The 20,197-nt window shown below is 73.3% G+C and carries 17 protein-coding genes; 8 read left to right on the top strand and 9 right to left on the bottom strand.

The annotated features are described in order from the left end of the window. Positions 1–64 precede the first annotated feature (64 nt). The 3 genes from HGK34_RS23595 to HGK34_RS15515 all read left to right on the top strand — a co-directional run bounded on the left by HGK34_RS23595 (position 65) and on the right by HGK34_RS15515 (position 3,140). Entirely contained in the window at positions 65–766 is a 702-nt protein-coding gene (locus HGK34_RS23595) for an ASCH domain-containing protein (protein WP_307815998.1), read from the top strand. 62 nt (positions 767–828) lie between these two features. Then, positions 829–1,893, top strand: coding sequence for a 3-isopropylmalate dehydrogenase (locus tag HGK34_RS15510; protein ID WP_201849025.1), 1,065 nt, complete (start codon positions 829–831; stop codon positions 1,891–1,893). A 116-nt stretch (positions 1,894–2,009) separates the two neighbouring features. Continuing rightward, positions 2,010–3,140: a branched-chain amino acid aminotransferase gene (locus HGK34_RS15515; RefSeq protein WP_201849027.1), complete on the top strand. Its 1,131-nt coding sequence runs from the start codon at positions 2,010–2,012 to the stop codon at positions 3,138–3,140. Positions 3,141–3,200: 60 nt separating this feature from the next. On the opposite strand, the gene HGK34_RS15520 is transcribed toward HGK34_RS15515, so the two are convergent. From HGK34_RS15520 to HGK34_RS15550, 7 genes are read right to left on the bottom strand one after another with little or no spacing between them, the layout of a single operon-like run. Continuing rightward, a complete protein-coding gene (locus HGK34_RS15520) occupies positions 3,201–4,616 on the bottom strand; it encodes an alkaline phosphatase family protein (protein WP_201849029.1) in 1,416 nt (471 codons plus the stop codon). After that, positions 4,613–5,800, bottom strand: a complete 1,188-nt coding sequence (eboE, locus tag HGK34_RS15525; RefSeq protein ID WP_201849031.1) for a metabolite traffic protein EboE — start codon at positions 5,798–5,800, stop codon at positions 4,613–4,615. The genes HGK34_RS15520 and eboE overlap by 4 nt, the downstream gene beginning before the upstream one ends. A gap of 9 nt (positions 5,801–5,809) precedes the next feature. Beyond that, complete coding sequence (locus HGK34_RS15530; protein WP_201849034.1) at positions 5,810–6,688, bottom strand: TatD family hydrolase; 879 nt, start codon at positions 6,686–6,688, stop codon at positions 5,810–5,812. 2 nt (positions 6,689–6,690) lie between these two features. Beyond that, a complete protein-coding gene (locus tag HGK34_RS15535; protein ID WP_201849036.1) occupies positions 6,691–7,449 on the bottom strand; it encodes an EboA domain-containing protein in 759 nt (252 codons plus the stop codon). Next, positions 7,446–8,303 (bottom strand): sugar phosphate isomerase/epimerase family protein, encoded by an 858-nt coding sequence (locus HGK34_RS15540; RefSeq protein WP_201849038.1) that lies wholly within the window; start codon positions 8,301–8,303, stop codon positions 7,446–7,448. The genes HGK34_RS15535 and HGK34_RS15540 overlap by 4 nt, the downstream gene beginning before the upstream one ends. Continuing rightward, on the bottom strand, positions 8,300–9,247 hold the full coding sequence (locus HGK34_RS23280) for an SCO3242 family prenyltransferase (protein WP_201849040.1): 948 nt from the start codon (positions 9,245–9,247) through the stop codon (positions 8,300–8,302). Before HGK34_RS23280 ends, HGK34_RS15540 begins: the two co-directional genes overlap by 4 nt. Then, the gene (locus HGK34_RS15550) at positions 9,244–10,482 is read right to left on the bottom strand and encodes an inositol-3-phosphate synthase (protein ID WP_201849042.1); all 1,239 of its coding nucleotides are present in this window, start codon (positions 10,480–10,482) and stop codon (positions 9,244–9,246) included. The genes HGK34_RS23280 and HGK34_RS15550 overlap by 4 nt, the downstream gene beginning before the upstream one ends. A gap of 192 nt (positions 10,483–10,674) precedes the next feature. Here HGK34_RS15550 and HGK34_RS15555 point away from each other — a divergent pair, with 192 nt between their 5' ends. The 4 genes from HGK34_RS15555 (at position 10,675) to cimA (ending at position 16,752) form a co-directional block, all read left to right on the top strand. Further along, a complete protein-coding gene (locus HGK34_RS15555) occupies positions 10,675–11,289 on the top strand; it encodes a PadR family transcriptional regulator (RefSeq protein ID WP_201849045.1) in 615 nt (204 codons plus the stop codon). Then, positions 11,286–12,065 (top strand): ABC transporter ATP-binding protein, encoded by a 780-nt coding sequence (locus HGK34_RS15560; RefSeq protein WP_201849047.1) that lies wholly within the window; start codon positions 11,286–11,288, stop codon positions 12,063–12,065. The genes HGK34_RS15555 and HGK34_RS15560 overlap by 4 nt, the downstream gene beginning before the upstream one ends. Continuing rightward, a complete protein-coding gene (locus HGK34_RS15565; protein ID WP_201849049.1) occupies positions 12,062–14,833 on the top strand; it encodes an FtsX-like permease family protein in 2,772 nt (923 codons plus the stop codon). Before HGK34_RS15560 ends, HGK34_RS15565 begins: the two co-directional genes overlap by 4 nt. Positions 14,834–15,111: 278 nt before the next feature. Further along, the gene (gene cimA / locus HGK34_RS15570; RefSeq protein WP_201849051.1) at positions 15,112–16,752 is read left to right on the top strand and encodes a citramalate synthase; all 1,641 of its coding nucleotides are present in this window, start codon (positions 15,112–15,114) and stop codon (positions 16,750–16,752) included. Positions 16,753–16,805: 53 nt separating this feature from the next. Here the strand turns inward: cimA and HGK34_RS15575 are convergent, their stop codons facing one another. Continuing rightward, positions 16,806–17,696, bottom strand: a complete 891-nt coding sequence (locus HGK34_RS15575; protein ID WP_201849053.1) for a MurR/RpiR family transcriptional regulator — start codon at positions 17,694–17,696, stop codon at positions 16,806–16,808. A gap of 36 nt (positions 17,697–17,732) precedes the next feature. Then, positions 17,733–18,890 carry an N-acetylglucosamine kinase gene (locus HGK34_RS15580; RefSeq protein ID WP_201849055.1) on the bottom strand — a complete coding sequence of 386 codons (1,158 nt, stop codon included), beginning with the start codon at positions 18,888–18,890 and terminating at the stop codon, positions 17,733–17,735. Between the two features lie 362 nt (positions 18,891–19,252). Between HGK34_RS15580 and HGK34_RS15585 the strand changes: the two genes are divergently transcribed. Then, on the top strand, positions 19,253–20,194 hold the full coding sequence (locus HGK34_RS15585) for an N-acetylmuramic acid 6-phosphate etherase (RefSeq protein ID WP_244666813.1): 942 nt from the start codon (positions 19,253–19,255) through the stop codon (positions 20,192–20,194). Positions 20,195–20,197: the final 3 nt, after the last annotated feature.

A 20,197-nucleotide genomic window follows, 5' to 3' on the forward strand; every position in this document is an offset into this window, starting at 1 on the left:
TCCCGGCGGGTCCGACGAGGTCGGATGGGTCACAATCGCCGGTGGATGAGGCAGGATGGTCAGCGTGAGCGACGAGACGCGGGAACCCGAGCGGAACGACGAGGCGGCAGGCGCCGCGGACCGGGTGGACGACACGGCCGCGGCACCCGCCTACGGCCCGGCGGCGGCCGGCTCGGACGAGGAGGCCGGCCTCGGGACGAGCGGGCCCGACACGTTCGACCCGGCGACCTTCGACCCGGAGGACTACGCCGACACGGAGCCCGGCGACGCCGACGTCGCCCAGGCGGTCCAGTCCTTCTGGGAGGCCGTGCGGCCGTACGCCGGGATGGCGAAGACGGGCGTGGTGACCGGAGTCCTGGCCTCGGAGACGGTGCCGCCGCCGGCGTGGGCCTTCGGTGACGACCCGGAGGTCGCCGACGAGCTGCTGGACCTGATCCTGGCGCGGGAGAAGACCGCGACGTCCTCGATGGCGTGGGAGTACGACGACGCCGGCGAGCCGCTGCCGCAGTCCGGTGAGCTCTTCATCCTGCTCGACGGCGAGCGGCAGCCGCGCGCGCTGATCCGGACCACGAGCGTGGACACCGTCCCGTTCGACGAGGTCGACGAGGACGTGGCCCGTGCCGAGGGCGAGGGTGACAAGACGCTGGAGTACTGGCGTACCGAGCACGAGAGCTTCTTCCGGCGCCACCTGCCCGAGGGGCGCGAGTTCGCCGGTGACATGCCGGTGGTGGTGGAGCGCTTCGAGCTCTTGTACCCCAAGCGGTGAACTTGTCCCAGACCATGAGACCGGTGTCTCATTTTCGCGTGCGGACGCGCTAGGCTCCGTGCATGGCGCAGAACGGGACGGACCAGCAGATCGACCTGGCAGTGGTGGCAGGCGACGGCATCGGCGGCGAGGTCGTGGAACAGGGCCTGCGAGCCCTTGAGGCGGCGCTCGCGCCGAGCGGCACGAAGGTCGTCACGACCGAGTTCGACCTGGGCGCTCGCCGCTGGCACGCCACGGGCGAGACCCTCACCGACGAGGACCTCGAACGGATCCGGCAGCACGACGCGATCCTGCTCGGCGCGATCGGCGACCCGAGCGTGCCGTCCGGGGTGCTGGAGCGCGGACTGCTGCTCAAGCTCCGGTTCACGCTGGACCACTACGTCAACCTGCGTCCGTCGCGCCTCTTCGAAGGGGTGACGAGCCCCCTGGCCGACCCGGGTGAGATCGACTTCGTCGTGGTCCGCGAGGGTACCGAGGGCCCCTACACCGGCAACGGCGGCGCGCTGCGCGTCGGGACGCCGGCCGAGGTCGCCACGGAGGTCAGCGTGAACACCGCCTTCGGTGTCGAGCGCGTGGTCCGGGACGCGTTCGCCCGCGCCGCACAGCGTGAGCGCAAGCACCTCACCCTCGTGCACAAGCACAACGTGCTGGTGCACGCCGGGCACCTGTGGCGCCGCACGGTCGAGGCCGTGAACGCCGAGTTCCCCGAGGTCACCACCGACTACCTGCACGTGGACGCGGCGACGATCTTCCTCACGACGAACCCGAGCCGGTTCGACGTGATCGTCACCGACAACCTGTTCGGCGACATCCTCACCGACCAGGCGGCGGCCATCACGGGCGGGATCGGGCTGGCGGCGTCGGCCAACATCAACCCCGACCGCACGGCGCCGAGCATGTTCGAGCCGGTGCACGGTTCCGCCCCGGACATCGCGGGGACCGGCAAGGCCGACCCGACCGCGACGATCCTGTCGGTCGGGCTGCTGCTGGACCACCTCGGCCGTGCCGACGAGGCGGCGGCGGTACAGGCGGCCGTCGCCGCGGACATCGCGGAGCGGGCGACGTCGTCGTCCGTACGCAACACGGCGCAGATCGGCGCCGACATCGCGGCCCGGGTCGCGGGGTAGCACAACCCCACGGCCGGGCCCGCAGCCCGGCCGTCGGGGGCGTCCCCACAGGACAGGTCCCCTTTCACCGGCCGGGCATGGAACACTGACTGCATCCGGTGAAAGGCTCTGAGATCATGACGACTACGTCCCACAACATCCTCCCGGCCGACCTCGAAGACCTCGTGGCTCGGTTCGACGTGCGGCGCACCGACGCGCCCAGGTCGGAGGACGAGCGCACATCCCTGCTCGCCAAGCCCAAGTTCGGTACGGTCTTCACCGACCACATGGCCCGCCTCACCTGGCGTTCCGCCGACGGCTGGACCGACCGGCGCGTCGAGCCGTACGGCCCGCTCCAGCTGGACCCCGCCACGGCGGTACTGCACTACGCCCAGGAGATCTTCGAGGGCATGAAGGCGTACAAGCACGCCGACGGGTCGGTCTGGACGTTCCGTCCGGAGCAGAACGCCCGGCGTTACGCCCGCAGCGCGCACCGTCTCGCCCTCCCCGAGCTCAGCGAGGAGGACTTCCTCGCCTCGATCGCCGCGCTCGTGCGCACCGACATCGAGTGGGTGCCGGACGGCGAGGACTCCTCCCTCTACCTGCGTCCGTTCATGTTCGCCAGCGAGGCCTTCCTCGGCGTGCGTCCGGCGCTGCAGGTGGAGCATCTCGTCATCGCCTCGCCGGTGGGGCCGTACTTCGCGGGCGGCGTGAAGCCGGTGTCGATCTTCCTGTCGGAGAAGTACCACCGTGCCGGCCCGCCCGGAGGGACCGGTGACGCGAAGTTCGGCGGCAACTACGCGGCCAGCCTGCTCCCGCAGCAGGAGGCCCAGCAGCGCGGGTTCGACCAGGTCTGCTTCCTCGACGGTGCCGAGAGCACCTACCTCGAGGAGCTCGGCGGCATGAACATCTTCTTGGTGATGGCCGACGGCACCGTCCACACCCCGGGGCTCGGTTCCATCCTCGAGGGCATCACCCGCAAGTCGATCATCCAGCTCGCGCGCGACCGCGGCCACGAGGTGGTCGAGCGCCGCATCCCCGTCCGCGAACTCGTCGAGGGCATCGAGTCCGGCCGGGTGAAGGAGTTCTTCGCCTGCGGGACGGCGGCCGTGGTCACCCCGATCGGCCGGCTGGCGTCGTCGGACTTCGACGTCGAGGTGAACGGCGGAGCGTCCGGCGAGCTGACGATGGCGCTGCGGTCCGAGCTGACCGACATCCAGTACGGCCGCGCGGACGACCGCCACGGCTGGATGATGCGCCTGGCCTAGCCGTCGCCCGCGCGGGACGGGCTTCCCGAGGCGCTGGTCGCGTTCGGGAGCGCGGACCCGTCACGCGCGGGCGGGCACGTCCACCCCCTGGAGCTGGAGCACGACGTCCCGGACCGACGCCGCGGGAACGAGCCCGTCGTCGTCGGACACCTGCCGGGCGACCACGGCCGGCACGCCGGGGTCCGAGCACAGCACCAGGGGGGTGTCGGCCGCCGCGTCCGGGAGCCGGCCGTGCGAGCCGCGCACCCAGGTCGCGTCCAGCGGCGTGGTGCTCATCGCGTACCGCAGGCCGAGCTTCTTGCGCACCAGGTTCAGCCCGGCGCGGGCCTTGGCCAACCGGTCCGCCGGGTCGAAGAACAGCTCGGCGGGGTCGTAGCCCGGCTTGCGGTGGATGTCGACGCCGCGGGCGAACTCCGGCGCCCGGTCGTCGCGGAGCCAGTAGTAGTAGGTGAACCACGAGTCCGGCTCCGCGACCACTACCAGCTCGCCGGACCGCTCGTGGTCGAGGCCGTAGGCGGCCTGAGCGGCCCGGTCCAGGACCTCGTCCACGCCGGGCTCCGCCCGCAGCATCGCCGCCACGCGCGGCAGGTCCGCCGGGTCGGCCACGTACACGTGCGCCACCTGGTGGTCGGCGACGGCGAACGCGCGGGACGTCCACGGGTCCAGCAGCTCGCGTCCCTGCTGCGTGTACACCTCCAGCAGCCCCTCGCGCCGCAGCGGCCGGTTCAGGTGGACGGGCCGTGAGACCGGGCCGATCCCGTACTCCGACACAGCGAGCACCGTCACCCCGTCGGCCTCCGCCTGGTCCAGCAGGGGCGTCAGCGCGGCGTCCAGCTCGGCCGCGGCCCGGTCCGCCTGCGGGGACCGGGGGCCGAACCGTTGCAGGTCGTAGTCCAGGTGCGGCACGTAGGCCAGGGTGAGGTCGGCGGCGCGCGTGGTCAGCAGGTGTCGCGTGGCCGCCACCACCCACCGCGTGGAGTCGATCGACGCCGTCGGGCCCCAGTACCGGAACAGCGGGAAGTCGCCGAACGCGCCGGTGAGCTCGTCGTGCAGCGCGGGCGGGCGGACGTACGCGTCCGGTGACTTGCGGCCGTCCGCGTGGTAGACGGGCCGGGGGGTGACCGTGACCTGCGTGGTCATCCCCATCGCGTACCACCAGCAGACGTTCACCGCCTGGTAGCCGGGCTCGGTGCGGCGGGCCGTCTCCCACAGCTTCTCCCCGCCGACCAGCCGGTTGTGCTGCCGCCAGAGGTGCACCTCGCCCAGGTCGCGGAAGTACCACCCGTTCCCGACGATCCCGTGGTCCCGCGGGGCCAGCCCGGTCAGCATCGTGGACTGCACGGTGCACGTCACCGCGGGCAGCACCGTGCCCAGGCGGGAGGACCAGCCGGCCCGCGCCAGGCGGGACAGGCGCGGCATGTGCGCCAGGGCGCGTTCGGTCAGCCCGACGACGTCGAGCAGCAGCACGGGCCTCATGCGGCCACCTCCTCGTCGGCGGTCAGGTTCTCCCGCGCCCAGCGCAGCTCCGCGGCGATGCCCGCCACGAGGCCGCCGGGCTCGTCGCCGAGCCCCGCGACACCGGCGGGCAGCACCGTCCACGTGTACGTCTCCACGTCCAGATGCGCCTCACGACCGTGCGGCGTGGCGTGCACCGCCGCCACCGCCTCGCGCAGCACCCCGGTGGTCGAGGCCAGTGGGGGAGCGGGCCGGGCGTGCAGCGGCACGTGGAAATGCACGCGCCACGGTCCGGTGCCCGGCAGGCCGGGGCGGCCCCGGGCGGTGCCCAGCGCCTCGTCCAGGTCGTCGGCCGCCAGCACCGTGCCCGACGGCGTCCGCTCGCGCACCTGGTGCAGGTACCGCGGCTCGGCGAACCGGGCGACCGCGGCGCGCGACGCCTCCTGTCCTGGGTCGTCCACCTGCAGGGCGGCCGACGCCTGGACCTTCACGACCCGCAGGCCCGCGTCGGCGACCCGTCCCGCGGCGCCGGCCGGATCGGCGAACGACACGGCCAGGTGGCACGCGTCCAGGCACACCCCGACGTGCTCCGGGTCGATCCGCTGCTCCGGCGCGAGCCCCGCGTCCGTCCGCGCGGCGAGCCAGCGCACCACGTCGTCCACGGTGTCGAGCACGCAGCCCGGCTCGGGCTCCACCGCGATCCGGACCACGTGACCGGTCCGGTCGGCGAGCTCCCGCAGGTCACGGGACAGGCCGGCCAGTGCGCGGGCCGACTCGTCGTCGTCGGCCGGGGTCCAGGGCGCGCGCCAGGCGAGCGGCAGGGTGGAGATCGATCCGGCGGCGCCGCCGGGCAGGAGGGCGGCGAGCACCCGTGCGCACGCCTGTGTGTACTGCAGGCGGGCGCGTTCGGCCCAGGTGGGGCGGTAGACGGAGCGGCCCACCACCGCGGAGTGGAAGCCGCCGTAGGGGAAGGCGTTGAGGGTGCGGACCTCCAGGCCGTGGTCGGCGAGCGCGCCGCGGAGCCGGTCGAGGTCGGTCGGCGTCGTGTCGAGCCGGTGCGCGACCTGCGCGGGGAGCCACAGCCCGACGCCGAGGACGTCGAGCCCGGCGGCCTCGCGGACGGGGCCGGCGTACGTGGCCAGCTGGGCGACGACGCCGTCGACGTCCTCGGCGGGGTGCACGTTGGTGCAGTAGGACAGGTGCATGGCGGCCCCCTATGCCCGCGCGCCGCGCAGCACGGAGGAACCGGCGAACTGCGCGCCGGGTTCGGGTGGTTCACCGGCCACGAACCCGGGTACCGGGTCCAGGACGAGGTTTCCGGACTGCCCGTAGAACTCGACGGGGTTGCGCCACAGGACCCGGTCGACGTCGTCGTCGGTGAAGCCGTCGGCCAGCATGCGGCGGCCGGTGCGGGCCGTGGTGAGCGGGTCGGAGCGGCCCCAGTCGGCGGCGGAGTTCACGATCATGCGGTCGGCGCCGTAGCGGCGCAGCAGCGCCACGGTGCGTGGTTCGTCCAGCTTGGTGTCGGGGTAGACGGAGAAGCCGGCCCACAGGCCGGCGTCCCGCACGAGGGCGACCGTGGTCTCGTTGAGGTGGTCCACGAGGACCCGCTGCGGAGGCAGCCCGGACTCGCGCACGACGTCGAGGGTGCGGCGGGTGCCGGCGAGCTTGTCGCGGTGGGGGGTATGGACCAGCACGGGCAGGCCGGCCTCGCGTGCCAGGTCGAGCTGGGCGGCGAACACCTCGTCCTCGGCGGGCGTCATGGAGTCGTAGCCGACCTCGCCGACGGCGACGACACCGTCCTTGACCAGGTAGCGAGGTATCTCGGTGAGCACCTCGCGGCAGCGTGGGTCGTTCGCCTCCTTGGGGTTGAGCGCGATCGTGGCGTGGTGGCGGATGCCGAACTGCGCGGCGCGGAACCTCTCCCAGCCGACGAGGGAGTCGAAGTAGTCGGTGAACGAGGCGGCCGAGGTGCGGGGCTGCCCCAGCCAGAAGGCGGGTTCGACGACGGCGCGCACGCCGGCGGCGTACATCGCCTCGTAGTCGTCGGTGGTGCGGCTGGTCATATGGATGTGGGGGTCCAGGATGCGCATGCTCACTCCTTCGTGACGGTCAGCAGCCGGGTGAGGTCGGGTGGGACGTCGCGTCCCGCGGCGCGGCGCTCGGCGGCCAGGTCACCCGCCATGCGGGCCAGGTCGGCGTCGGCCCGTGCGGCCAGGCGGTCGACGGCGTCCAGCGGGACGCCGAGGAACACGAGCTTCAGCACCGCGTGGCGCCAGGTGGGGGCGTCCAGGTGCCGTGCGCCGAACGGGCCGACGGCGGCCGCGACGAGGCTGGTGTCGTTGGCGCGCAGGGCGTCCTCGGCGAGCGCGACCCCGGCGGTGACCAGCGGCTCGGGCGGCGACGGGGCGTGCGGCGAGGTGTCCCCGTGCACGACGAGTGCGTCCAGGGCGCGCAGGACGCCGCGCCGCTCGCCGGTGTCGCCCTGGTGGTAGAGCGTGGTGAGCCGGGTGGCCAGGCCGGGCAGCGGGGGGTCGCCGGGGCTACCTGCGGGGGAGGGGGTGGTGACGAGCGTGACGACCAGCGCGGCGCGGGCGGCGTCGCCCACGGTGCCGTGCACGGTGCCGGCCGGGTCGGTGTCCGGCCGTAGCGGTCCGCGGCCCGCGTGGCGGCCGGCGAGGGCGAAGAGGCGGGGCAGGACCGCTGGGTCGGCCACCACGGCCTCGCGCGCGGCGTCGAACCAGTCCGCGTCGCGCAGCAGCGGGCGGAGCGCGGCGGGCGTCAGGGCGAGCCCCGCCGGACCCGGCCTGGCGCGTGCGGTGCCGGCCGGGACGTCCGGTGGGGCGCCGGTCATGGGCGGACCTCCTTCCAGGCGCTGGTCAGGGCCTTGAGGGACGCGGTGACGAGGTCGGGTGCGGCGTGGGAGTGCCGGGGGAGCTCGACGGCTGCGACGCCGCGGTAGCCGATGTCGGCGAGAGTGGCCAGGGCGGCGGGCAGGTCGAGGTCGCCCTCGCCGAACGGGCGGTGTTCGTGGTGGGTGCGGGGCATGTCGTCGAGCTGCACGTTGCGCAGCACGGGCGCCGCCGCACGCAGGGCGCCGTCGACGCCGCCGGGCTCCACCACGAGGCAGTGCCCGACGTCGACGGTGAGGCCGAGGCCGGGCGGGTCGCCCAGGTCGCGGCGCAGGCGCAGCCCGTCCTCGACCGTCTCGACGAGCATCCCGGGTTCGGGTTCGAGGGCGAGAGCCACGTCCCGCGCGGCGGCGTGCTCCAGGAGGACGGGCAGCCGGCCGAGCAGCCGGGCACGGCCCTCGGCGGGGCGCTCGCCGGCGGGCAGGGTGCCGGAGAAGAACGACACGCAGTCCGCGCCGAGGTCCGCGGCGACGTCGACCGCGCGGGCGAGGTACCGCATCCGGTGGCCGGCGTCCCGGTCGACCAGGGTGGGCCGGTGCTTGTGTGCCGGGTCGAGCAGGTAGCGCGTGCCGGTCTCGACGACGACGGCGGCGCCCGCGCCGTGCCGCATCGACGCGAGCCGGGCGGCCACGGCCCGCACGGCGTCCGGCGGCGCCGACAGGGGGTCCAGGTGCGGGAAGCCGAGGGTGAGCGCGACGGCGTCGTACCCGGCCTCGTCCAGCAGGTCGAGGGCTGCGGGCAGCGGGTGGTCCGACAGCCCGTTCGTGCCGTAGCCGAGCAGGAAGGGCGGCCTCATGTGATGCTCACCTGCCGCCGTCCCCGGGCGTGTGCCCGCAGGCGGAGCGCGTGTCCGGTGGCCGCGACGCCGCCCAGCACCAGCGCGATCCCCGGTCTGCCGGAGCGGGCGGCCCACGCCGCCTGGAGCGGGATCATGGCCTGCAGGCCCGAGCGGGTGGCGGAGCGGGCGGCGCCTGCGGTGGGGTCGCCGGCGGCGCGGACCTGGCCGGGTACACAGGTGGCGGAACAGGCGAGGGCGGAGATCGCGGCGGTCAGCCGTGCGGTCCGCGATGGTGTCGCGGCCGGGCGGTGCGAGGAGGCGGACGGCACGGATAGCGCGGGCAGCAGTGCCCCCACGACCGTGACGCCCGCGACCGTGCCCGCCACGGCCGGCGTCGTGCCCCGGACCTCGCCGCGGGACAGGACGGTGACGGCCGCGGTGTGGGCGGCGATGCCCGCTGCGGCTCCGGCGGCGGCGCGCGGGGTGCCGGTGGTGGAGCCGAGCAGCACGTCGAGGCCGCGGCAGGCCGCCATCGCCGCCGGACCGAGGACCGGATGGTGCTTGAGCGCGGTGTCGTAGGCCCAGACGCCGGCGGCGACGCCGGTCGCGAGGACGGCACCGCGGTGGCCGGTCGCCAGGGTGGCGGCGGCGATCCCCGCGGCGGTCAGCGTCACGCCGACCGTGAGCGCGATTCGTGGGGTGACCCGCCCCGAGGGGATCGGGCGCTCGGGGCGTTCGACGGCGTCGAGTTCGCGGTCCGCCCAGTCGTTGAGTGCCATGCCGGCCAGGTAGAGGCACGAGGACGCCGCGGGTAGCAGCAGGTGGCGGGCCGTGACGCGGCCGCGCCCCGCGGCGTGCCCGGCGAGAGTGTCTCCGACGACGGTCAGGGCGGCGGGGAGCCGGACCAGTTCGGCCAGGGCCGATGCCGTGGGCCGCGATGCTGCCGGTCGCGGTGCCGTCATCGGTGGCTCCGGCCGGTCGCCGCTCCGGAGGCGGAGGCCCGGGATCCCGTCTCCCGGATCCAGTCGTCCAGGAGGCGCGCCTGAGCGGCGGCGTCGTGCACGCCGGTGCCCCACGGATCCTTGAAGAAGAACCCGAGTTCCGGGACCGGGCCCGCCAGGCCGGCCGCGTGCGCGAGGGCGAGCAGCCGGGTCAGGTCGAGCACCAGGGGAGCGGCGAGCATGGAGTCGTACGCGCTCCACGTGGTCTGCAGGGTGAGCCGCGAGCCGAGGAAGCCCTCGACGTGGACGTGGTCCCAGGCGACCTTGACGTCCCCGAGATCGGGCACGTAGTCGATGTGCAACGGCGTGCTGTCGGTGCCGGTGATCGCCTGCAGTCCGCGCGACTTGCTGCCCAGCTTGGAGCTGACGGCGTTCGGGTCGGCGAGCGTGGCGCCGTCGCCGCCGCCCAGCAGGTTCGTGCCCGACCAGGACAGGACGCGCAGGTGGCGCGCGGCCAGCGCGGGGGCGACCACGGTGCGCAGCCAGGTCTGGCCGGTCTTCCCGTCCTGGCCGGCAAACGGAACGCCGTGTTCGGTGGCCAGGCGGGCCAGCGCGGGCAGTGCCATGCTCGCGCTCGGCGTGAAGGCCGCGTACGGCGCGCCCGCGAGGATCGCGGCGTAGGCGTACAGGGACGACGGCGGGAGTGGTGCGCGGTCGGGGTCGGCGAGGGCCGCGAGGAGGAGGGCGTCGTCGTCGTGCTCCGGAGCCGGTTCCGGGAGCGGTTCGGTCGAGGCCACGTCGATCACGACGACGCGTTCGAGGCTGTGCCGCTCCCGGAACGCGACGATGTCGGCCGCGAGGCGTTCCGCGGTGGCCTGGCCGCTGCCCTCGGCGCGCGCCGGGTCGTGGCCGGGACGGACCTGCGCGTCGGCGGTCTCCAGCGCGTCGCGCGTGAGGGTGACGAGCCGGGGCGGGAGCATGCCGGCGTCCGCCAGGGCCTCGGCGCGCTTCGGCAGGGGACAGGCGGACAGGTCGTGCCCGCCGACCACGATGTCCTCGAAGTCCGGCATCGGATCCGGCGCGAGGCCGGGGCGGGCGGTGACGCAGCCGGTCGGTTCGGCGTGGCCCCCCGCCAGGGCGGCGAGGCCGAGGACGGCGGTCGTGGCGACCGATCCGCGTGCGCCGACCAGCCAGAGTCCGGTGGCCCGGCTGCTGGTACGGGCGGAGGTGGTCTCGCGGGTGCGGGCGTGCGTCATCGGTGCTCCCGTTCGTCGCTCGCCGGAGCGGCGCTGCCCCGGACGGTCTTCACGCTAGCCCGGCTTATGCCGAGAATCAATCAAAAGTCACGATGAAATCTGCACAAGCGGCCGGGGAGGGCGAGGTTGACGACCCGTGCTTACTGAGTAAGTATGGCGCTGACACTTACCCGGTAACTATCGGAGGATCTCATGTCCGTCCGGCATGCCCTGCTGGTGCTCCTGTCCGAGCGCCCCATGCACGGCTACCAGCTCCGCCAGGAGTTCGAGCGCCGCACCGGCGGCACCTGGCCCCTGAACATCGGCCAGGCCTACTCCACACTGTCCCGTCTGGAACGCGACGGCCTGGTCGCCCCCGTCGGGTCCGACGACCCGGACGCTCCGGAGACCTACCGCCTCACCGACGACGGAACCGAGCAGGCGCGCTCGTGGTGGGACACCCCGGTGGACCGCGGCACCCCGGCCCGTGACGAGCTCGCGATCAAGCTCGCGCTCGCGGTCACCGTGCGCGTCGACGGGAAGCCGGTCGACGTCCCGGCCATCGTCCAGCGACAGCGCACCGCGACGATGACCGTGCTGCGGGACCTCACCCGGCTCAAGCGGGAGGCGGGCGACGACCTCGCCTGGTCCCTCGTGCTGGACTCGCTGGTCTTCGCGGCCGAGGCGGAGATCCGCTGGCTCGACCACGTCGAGGCGAGCGTCGTCCGGGCCGCGCGGCAGCACCCGGAACGCGCGGAGCAGGGCGCGCCCGCGCCCTCGTCGGCGACGGCGAGGAAGACGGCGGACCGGAAGGGGGCGACCCGATGAGCGCCGTCGCACTGAAACTGACCGGCGTGACGCGGGTGCACGGCAAGGGCGCGGGCGAGGTGCACGCGCTCCGCGGGGTCGACCTCGAGGTCCGTCGGGGCGAGATGGTGGCCGTCATGGGGCCGTCGGGCTCCGGCAAGTCCACCCTGCTGCACCTGGCGGGCGGGCTCGACACGGCGACGTCGGGCCGTGTCGAGGTGGCCGGACGCGACGTGGGCTCCGCCGGCGCCAGGGAGCGCGCAGCGCTGCGCCGCAAGCACATCGGCTACGTGTTCCAGGACTTCAACCTCGTGCCCGCACTGACCGCGCGGGAAAACGTGATGGTGCCTCTGGAGCTGGACGGGATGCCGGCGCGGCGTGCCCGGGAGCATGCGAGGGTCGCACTTGCGGAGGTCGGCATGGAGGACATGGGAGCGCGGTTCCCGGACGACATGTCGGGCGGTCAGGCGCAGCGGGTCGCGATCGCCCGCGCCCTGGTGGGGACACGCGGACTGCTCCTCGCCGACGAACCCACCGGCGCCCTGGACTCCGTCACGGGCGAGGCCGTGCTGCGCGTCCTGCGGGCCCGGGTGGAGGCGGGAGCGGCCGGGGTGCTCGTGACCCATGACGCGCGGCACGCCGCCTGGGCGGACCGGACCGTGTTCCTCCGTGACGGGCTGCTCGTGGACGGCACGACGGCGGCGCCCTCCGCGGAGAGCCTGCTCGCGGGGGCAGCCGCCACGGGCGGCCACGCCGCGGACGACCCCGACGACGGCGTGGCCGGAGCCGGCCGGTGAGGGGCCGGATGGCGCGCTGGTGGGGTCGCTGGCGGGTCGCGCTGCGCTACGGGGTGCGCGACGCGCGGCGGCACAAGGTCCGGACAGTCCTGGTCACACTCATGGTGGGGCTGCCGGTGGCGGCGGCGTCGCTGTTCCTCACCTGGCTGGAATCACGCGACCCGACCCCCACGACCTATGCCGCACAGATGGTCGGGCCCGAGCTCGAGGCCCGCATCGACTGGAGCACCACGGCGGTCGACTCCCAGGACCTCGTGGGAAACCCGGTGCACGAGCAGCGGCGTGACAACGACAGCGGCCTTGACGACAACGGCGAACTGCTCACGGTCGACGAGTACGGCGAGAAGCTGGCCGAGGCGTTGCCCGCGGGATCGACGCTGTACCCCGTGCTCGCCGGTGACCGCAATCTTCAGGGGACCGGTCTGCGCTGGCCGGTGCAGATCCACCAGACGGATCTGTCCGTTCCCGAGGTTGCCGCCGTCTACCCCCTCGACGCCGGCCGGCTCCCGGACGGGAGCGACGAGATCGCTCTCGACACCTCCGTCGCGGAACTCCTCGGCGTCGCGATCGGGGAGACCGTGACGGTCAACGGCTGGGACGACGACGGCGAGGAGATCGACCTGGACCATCTCGACGTCACCGGCCTGCTCGCCGCCCGGCAGGCGACCACCATCACGGCCGTGGTCGACGTCGACGGGCCGCTCGTTCCCTTCACGCACATGCCCGAGCCCGGCGCCTGGCCCGCGACGCGGGACTGGTACGTCGACTCGCCGGAGCCCATCACCTGGGACGAGGCGCGCGCGGTGAACGCCCTGGGAAGCACGGTGATCAGCCCGGCCCTGGCGCAGGACCCGCCCCCTGAGGCGATGCCCGAGCCGTCCGGGGCCGATCTCGATCTGATGCTGATGGTGGCGGCGGTGATGGGGATCGCACTCGCCCAGGGGATCCTCATCGTGATGCCGGCGTTCGCGATCGGCCGCAGGTCCGCCGCGCGGAGCCTCGCGGTCGTGGCGGCGTCAGGCGGAGACCGGGCCACGCTGCGGTACGTGACGCTCTCCGGCGCGATCGTGACGGGACTCGTGGCGGCGGTCGCCGGCCTCGGCCTCGGCATCGGCGGGGTGGTCGCCATCGACCTGTTCCTGCGCCCGCTGCCCAATCTCGTGGTCCCGCCCCTGCTCGCACTGCTCGTCCCCGGAGGGGCGCTCCTCGCCGCGGTCGCGGCGATGCCTGCCGCATGGGCCGCCGGGCGCACCGACGTGACGGCGGCCCTGGCGGGCCGGTTCCCGCGGAAACCACCCCGGCCGTGGCTCCTGGTGGCCGGGGCCGTCCTGGCCGGTGCCGGTGTCGTCGTGGCCCTGGCAGGGCCGGTCCGGCAGGAGCCCTGGTGGATCGTCACCGGCGTCGTGCTCGCCGAGCTGGGCGTCATCCTGGCGATGGGCGCGATCCTGGCCACGGTCGGACGTGTGGCGCCGCTGCTGCCGCTCTCCGGACGCTTCGCCCTGCGCGACGCCGTGCGGCAGCGCTCCCGGACCGTTCCCGCCGTGGTGGCCGTCGTGGCGGCGGTCGGAACCGGGGTAGGGGCCGTGTCGTACTTCGCCTCGGCACAGGCGTTCCAGAGCGCCTCCTACGGCGCCCGCGTGAACGACGGCGTGGTCCTGATCCAGCACGGTCAGGCCGGGGAACCGCTGACGGATGCCGAACTGGAGCGGGTCGTCGAGGTGTCCCACGACGTGCTCGGCCCCGCACGGGCCGTCGAACTGCGGACCGTCGTCTCGCCGGGCTCCGACTTCACCGAGATCCTGCTCTCGCAGGACCTGCTGGAGGAGATCCGGGCGGCGGACGCCGACGAGGTGTGCGACGACGGCGACCGCGAGTGTCTCGACGCACAGCTCGACACGTGGTCCGGCAACGGACTCTGGATGCCGCTGGTCTCGGACGGCGACATCACCGCGGTCCTGCCGTACACCGACCCCGAGGCCGCCTCGCGTGCGCTGGGCGCCGGGAAGGTGGTTGTGGCACCACCGGTGATGAATGCCGACGGGACGGCCACGATCGTGGTGACGCGCTACATCGAGCCGGAGTTCGGCGACGACGGCGAGGTCGTCGTCGAAGGTGAGCAGGAGACGTCCGAGAAGCGGCTCGCCGCCGCCGGCGCGGGACGTGTCAACGAGGTTCTCGACGGTATCGTGCTGTCGCCCGAGGCCGCCGACGAACTCGGCCTCGACGTCGTCCGCGCCGGCGTGGCCCTGATCCCCGAGACGGAACCCACCGCCCTCTCCGAGGAACGGCTGCGCCAGACCCTCGCGGAGGTTCGCGACGGCATCTTCGTCTACGCGGAGCTGGGTCCGCGCACCGAAGCCGACCGCCCGGACCCCACGCCCTTCGCGCTCGCGCTGGTCGGCGGCGTCGTCGCCCTGGTCGCGACCTGGCTCGCGGCGGCGCTCGCGGCCGCGGACAGCCGGGCCGATCTGGCGACGCTCACGGCGGCAGGAGCGTCCCCGGCGACGCGACGCCGGCTCGTCGCCGCGCAGGCGGCGGTCGTGTCGGTGACCGGGGCCGTGCTCGGTACGGGACTCGGGATCCTCACGGCCTGGGCGTTCGTCCTCCTCGAACGCTATCGGGGTGACTTCCCGGACCCGCGCTGGACGCTGCACGTGCCGTGGCAGTGGGCGGGTCTGCTGCTCGTGGGCCTTCCGCTGCTCGCCGCCGGGGCCGCCTGGCTGGTCACCCGCTCCCGCCTGGAGCTCACCCGTCGCCACGACATGTGACGGGCCCGCCGGCGCGGTAGGAGATCCCGAATCCTGGAGCACACCTACCGCGCCGGCCGGACCTGTGGCACCATGGCCCGCATGACCCTGCGCATCACCCCGCGTCCGGCGATCATCATTTGCTAGCGCGTCCAGCTGCTTTCGCTGGACGCGCAGACCTTCCGCACCCCGGAGGGTCTTTTTCTTTGCCCGCAGAGCCACAAGCTCCTCCGCACGTTCTCGCACGCCAGTCCCGGCCCGGCAGGGCCGCGGATCCTCGCACGGAAGAGACCCGACGCATGCGCACACCGTTCCACGTCTACGACACCACCCTGCGCGACGGGGCCCAGCAGGAGGGCATGAACCTCTCGGTCACGGACAAGCTCGCGATCGCCGAGCAGCTGGACGAGCTCGGTGTCGGGTTCATCGAGGGCGGCTGGCCGGGCGCGGTACCCAAGGACACCGACTTCTTCGCCCGCGCGGCCAAGGAGCTGACCCTGCGCAACGCCGTGCTCGCCGCGTTCGGCGCCACCCGCCGGGCCGGAACCCGCGCCGGGGACGACCCGCAGGTCCGTGCCCTGCTCGACGCCGAGACGCCCGTGGTCACGCTCGTGGCCAAGTCCGACTCGCGACACGTCGAGCGGGCGTTGAGGACCACGCGCGACGAGAACCTCGCCATGATCCGGGACACCGTGGAGTTCCTCTCCCGCGAGGGCCGCCGGGTCGTGCTCGACGCGGAGCACTTCTTCGACGGCTACCGCCACGACGCCGACTACGCCCTGACCGCCGCACGTACGGCCTTCGAGGCAGGGGCCGAGGTGGTCTGCCTCTGCGACACGAACGGCGGGATGATCCCCACGTGGGTGTCGCAGATCGTCGCGGAGGTGCTCGACGGCGTGGGCGGCCGCGAGACCGGGCACATGCTCGGCGTGCACGCCCACAACGACTCCGGCTGCGCCGTCGCCAACACGCTGGCAGCGGTCGAGGCCGGCGCGACGCACGTCCAGGGGACCGTGAACGGGTACGGCGAGCGCACGGGGAATGCCGACCTCATCGCGGTGACCGCGAACCTCCAGCTCAAGCTCGGGATGGAGCTGGTCCCGGAGACCGGGCTGCGCGAGGCGACGCGTATCGCCCACGCGATCAGCGAGATCACGAACATCTCGCCCTTCGCGCGCCAGCCGTACGTGGGGCAGAGCGCGTTCACGCACAAGGCGGGCCTGCACGCCAGCGCTATCCGCGTGGACCCCGACCTGTACCAGCACATGGATCCGAAGGACGTCGGGAACGACATGCGGATGCTGGTCAGCGACATGGCGGGGCGTGCCTCGGTGGAGCTGAAGGGACGCGAGCTCGGGTTCGACCTGTCCGACCAGAAGGACGTCCTCGCCCGGGTCACGGACCGCGTCAAGCAGGACGAGGCGCGCGGCTACACCTACGAGGCCGCCGACGCGTCGTTCGAGCTCGTGCTCCGGGACGAGCTCGGTGACCTGCCCCGGTACTTCGAGACGCAGTCGTGGCGCACCATCGTGGAGACCGTCCCGGACGGGCACACGCCCGCCGACGTGTACGGGCCCGAGGCCGAGGCGTTCGCCGAGGCGACCGTGAAGATCACCGTGGGCGACCAGCGGATCGTCGCGACCGGGGAGGGCAGCGGTCCGGTCGACGCGCTGGATCGTGCGGTGCGGCAGGCGCTGACGGCCGAGTACCCGGTGCTCGAGCGGTTCGAGCTGATCGACTTCAAGGTCCGTATCCTCGACACGGACCAGGGGACCGACGCCCGCACCCGCGTGCTCGTGGAGACCGCCGACGGCGAGCACTCCTGGTCCACGGTCGGCGTCGGCCCGAACGTCATCGAGGCGGCCTGGGAGGCCGTCACGGGCGCCTACGTCTACGGCCTGATCAAGGCCGGCGCCACACCGGCCCGGACGTCCGCCTGAGACGCGCCGCGTGCGTGACGCCTTCCGGCGCGGAACGCACGCGGCGCGCGTGGTCAGTCGTTGCGGGAGGGGCGGTTGAACGCCATGCGCTGGTCCGCCACCGCGTCGGCCGTGAGGCGGATGGCCTCCTGCGACTTCTCGTAGGTGCGCTGCGCGACCCGGACGAACAGGAAGTCCACGATGGTCAGCTGCGCGATACGGCTCGCCATGGCGCCCGCGCGGAACTTGGTCTCCCGCGCGGTGGTGGCCAGCACGAGGTCGGCGACCCTGCCGATCGGCGCGTCGGGGTAGTTGGTGATCGCGGCGGTGATGGCACCGCGCTGCCGGGCCAGCTCCAGGGCGGTGTTCGTCGCCCGGGTCTGGCCGCTGTGCGAGATGCCGATCGCGACCGCACCCGGGTCGAGCACCGCGGCCGAGGACTGCTGCAGGTCCGCGTCGGGCGAGCAGAAGGCGATCCGTCCGATGCGCTGCAGCTTGATCGCGAGATCCAGCGCCGCGATGTGAGAGGCGCCCACGCCGTACACGGCAAGCTGCGGCGCCGTGGAGATGGCCTCCGCGAGCTTGTCGAGGACCTCACGGTCCACCGTGCGGGCCGTGTCCTCGATGGTGCGGGCCTCGTGGAAGGCGATCTTGTTGACGACGTCGTCGACGCCGTCGGTCTGGGTGAGCTCACCCTGGGCGATGCCCGACCGTTCGAGCTCGAGGTCGCGGCGGCTGGTGGCCTGGGCGAGATCGATCCGGAACTCGGGGTAGCCCGCGTAGCCGATCGCGCGGCAGAAGCGGACGACCGTCGCCTGGGACGTGTCGGCCTCGCCGGCGAGCTCGGTGATCGTGGAGGCGACGACCAGGCTCGGGTTCTCCAGCACCGTCTCGGCGACACGCGCCTCGGCGGGGCGCAGCGTCGGGAGCGAGCGTCGGAGCTTGACGAGCACGTCACCGGTCATCGGCGGGATCTCCAGTTGTCATCGGGCCCCGGGGCATCATGCGAGCCCCGGGGTGTCGGGCAGGACGTCCGGCAGTTCCGTCGCGGAGAACTGCGCGGTGGACATGGAGCTGAACATATCTGCCCCCATATCGGCGTGCTCGCCGGTGGTGTGACGACCGTCGACCCGCACCGTCAGCCACGGACGATAGCCGACCACGCTGGACGGATCGGCCGCGAGGCGGCGCGCCAGCACCCTGGCGCCGTCGAGCGGCGTGCCCTCGCACGGCACCAGCCGGACGCCGGGGCGTTCCTGCATGAGGTTCTCGTGCAGGGACTCGGTCAGCGGGGACGGGCGGTGCGCGAGCCTGCCGGTGATCGACGCGAGCTGCGGGATGTCGGGGCTGAGCGCGGTGGCCAGCGTCGCCGCGAGATGGCGCCCGGCCTCGACCAGGATTCCGTGCGCCGTGGTGTCACCGGCGGCTGCCGCGCTCATCACCGCGGGGGCGAAGGACGCGAGCTTGGCCGCGCGGTCGCTGCTCATGTACAGCTGGGCGGGCCAGCTGGCGACCGGGCCGAGCTTCTGCGTGGCGACCTCGAGGAGGCGCTCGGACTTGCCTCGCGTGCGTCCGTCGTGCGCGGCGGTGGCAGCGCGCAGCGCCTCGGTGCCCACCCAGACACCGGCGCCCAGATCACCGAGCAGATGGCCCCAGCCGTCGGCTCGGTGCCAGCGGCCCTTCTGGTCGAACGAGAAGGCGACCGCCCCGGTGCCGACCGAGAGCACCGCACCCGCGCGACCGCGCAGGGCGCCCATGTGAGCGGTCAGCGCGTCGCCGGCGACCGCCGTACGGTTGGTCTGCAGCATCGAGCCCATGATGTCGTGGATCTCGGAGGCGCTGGGCACCACCGTGGTGAGGCCGGTCGTCCCGACGGCGGCAGCGAGGACGTGCGGGGGCTGCTGGAAGTGGTATTCCGCATTCTTCACCCAATAGAGAAATGTTTCACAGAGTCCCCTGACGACCTGCGCGGCATTGCTGCCCTCGGGCAGCATCTTGACGGGCTCACCCTCCAGCGTGATCGTGATGCCCTCACGCTGCCTGCCGCCGTCCCTGAACTCGGCGGTCAGCCGTGAGCCGCTGCCACCCACGTCCATGGCGACGATCCAGCCCGGGGTGTCACCGAGGGCTGTCCCGTCCGCCTCTGTGTCAGTCTGCACCAATCCATTCTGCCACGATTTCCCCCCAAGATTGCGTAAAGAGTCGTGGAAATTCGCGCATATTACTCGCGAAATATCCGGCATGCCGCAGTGTGCTATTGGAGCCGCGTGGCGCCCTCGGCGTGTCGTGCTGCACAGCTCGCGTGACATGGATAAGATCACGTTTCGATAACGGTCGGTGGTGATGGTTATTCGCCCCTACTGCGTGGAGGTAATCTCCGCGAGTGGCGGCAAGTCGGGTAACTGCATTTCACGCGGTCGGATGCCGGGTGTGACAAAAGAGGGACCAGCGTGAGCGACAGGGTGCGTGCCGTGGCCAGTTCCAGCCGGCACGGTCGAGCTGCCGGTCGGGAAGGAGAACCATGATGATCACCGACATGAGGTACGAGAGGGCTGATTCTGTCCCGCCGGTGCGGGTCTCGTCGCCGACGGAGGAGCGCAACCCGCGTACGCGGGACATCGACGTCGTCCCCACGGCCGAGCTGGTGGCGATGATCTCGGACGAGGACGCGCGGGTCGTGGACGCGGTGCGCGCGCAGCACCCGCAGATCGTCGCGGCGGTCGACATCGCCGTCGAAGGGATCCTCGCCGGCGGGCGCGTGCACTACGCGGGATCCGGCACCTCGGGGCGGATGGCGTTCATGGACGCCGCCGAGCTGCTGCCCACGTTCGGGGTCGGGCAGGAGATGTTCGTCGCGCACCTCGCGGGAGGTGCCGGTGCGTTCGCCCGGGCCGTCGAGGGGGCCGAGGACGATGTCGCGGCAGGGCGGGCGCTGCTCGACGACGCCTCCCCGAACGACGTCGTCGTCGGCATCGCGGCCAGCGGCCGTACGCCCTACGTGCGCGGTGCGCTCGAGGCGGCCCGGGAGATCGGCGCGTCGACCGTGCTGCTCGCGTCGAACCCGCTCGCGCCGCTGGCCCCGCTGGCCGACGTCGCCATCCTGGTCGACACCGGGGCCGAGGCCATCACCGGATCCACCCGGATGAAGGCGGGTACGGCGCAGAAGCTCGTGCTGAACACGCTCTCCACCGCCGTGATGGTCCGGCTGGGCAAGACCTACTCGAACTTCATGGTCGAGGTGGTCGCCACGAACGACAAGCTGCGCGGCCGGCTGGTGCGCCTCCTCGAGCAGGCCACGGGCCGGCCGACGGAGGACTGCGAGCGGGCTCTGCGGGACGTCGGGGGAGACCTGCGCGTGGCGCTCGTGACCCTGCTCGTCGGCGTCGACGAGACGGCCGCCAGGGCCGCGCTCGCCGCGCCAGGGGTGCGAGGGGTGCGCGGGGCGCTCGACCGCCTGCGCTGACGG

It is taken from the genome of Myceligenerans indicum (assembly GCF_016742955.1).
Lineage (GTDB): Bacteria > Actinomycetota > Actinomycetes > Actinomycetales > Cellulomonadaceae > Myceligenerans > Myceligenerans indicum.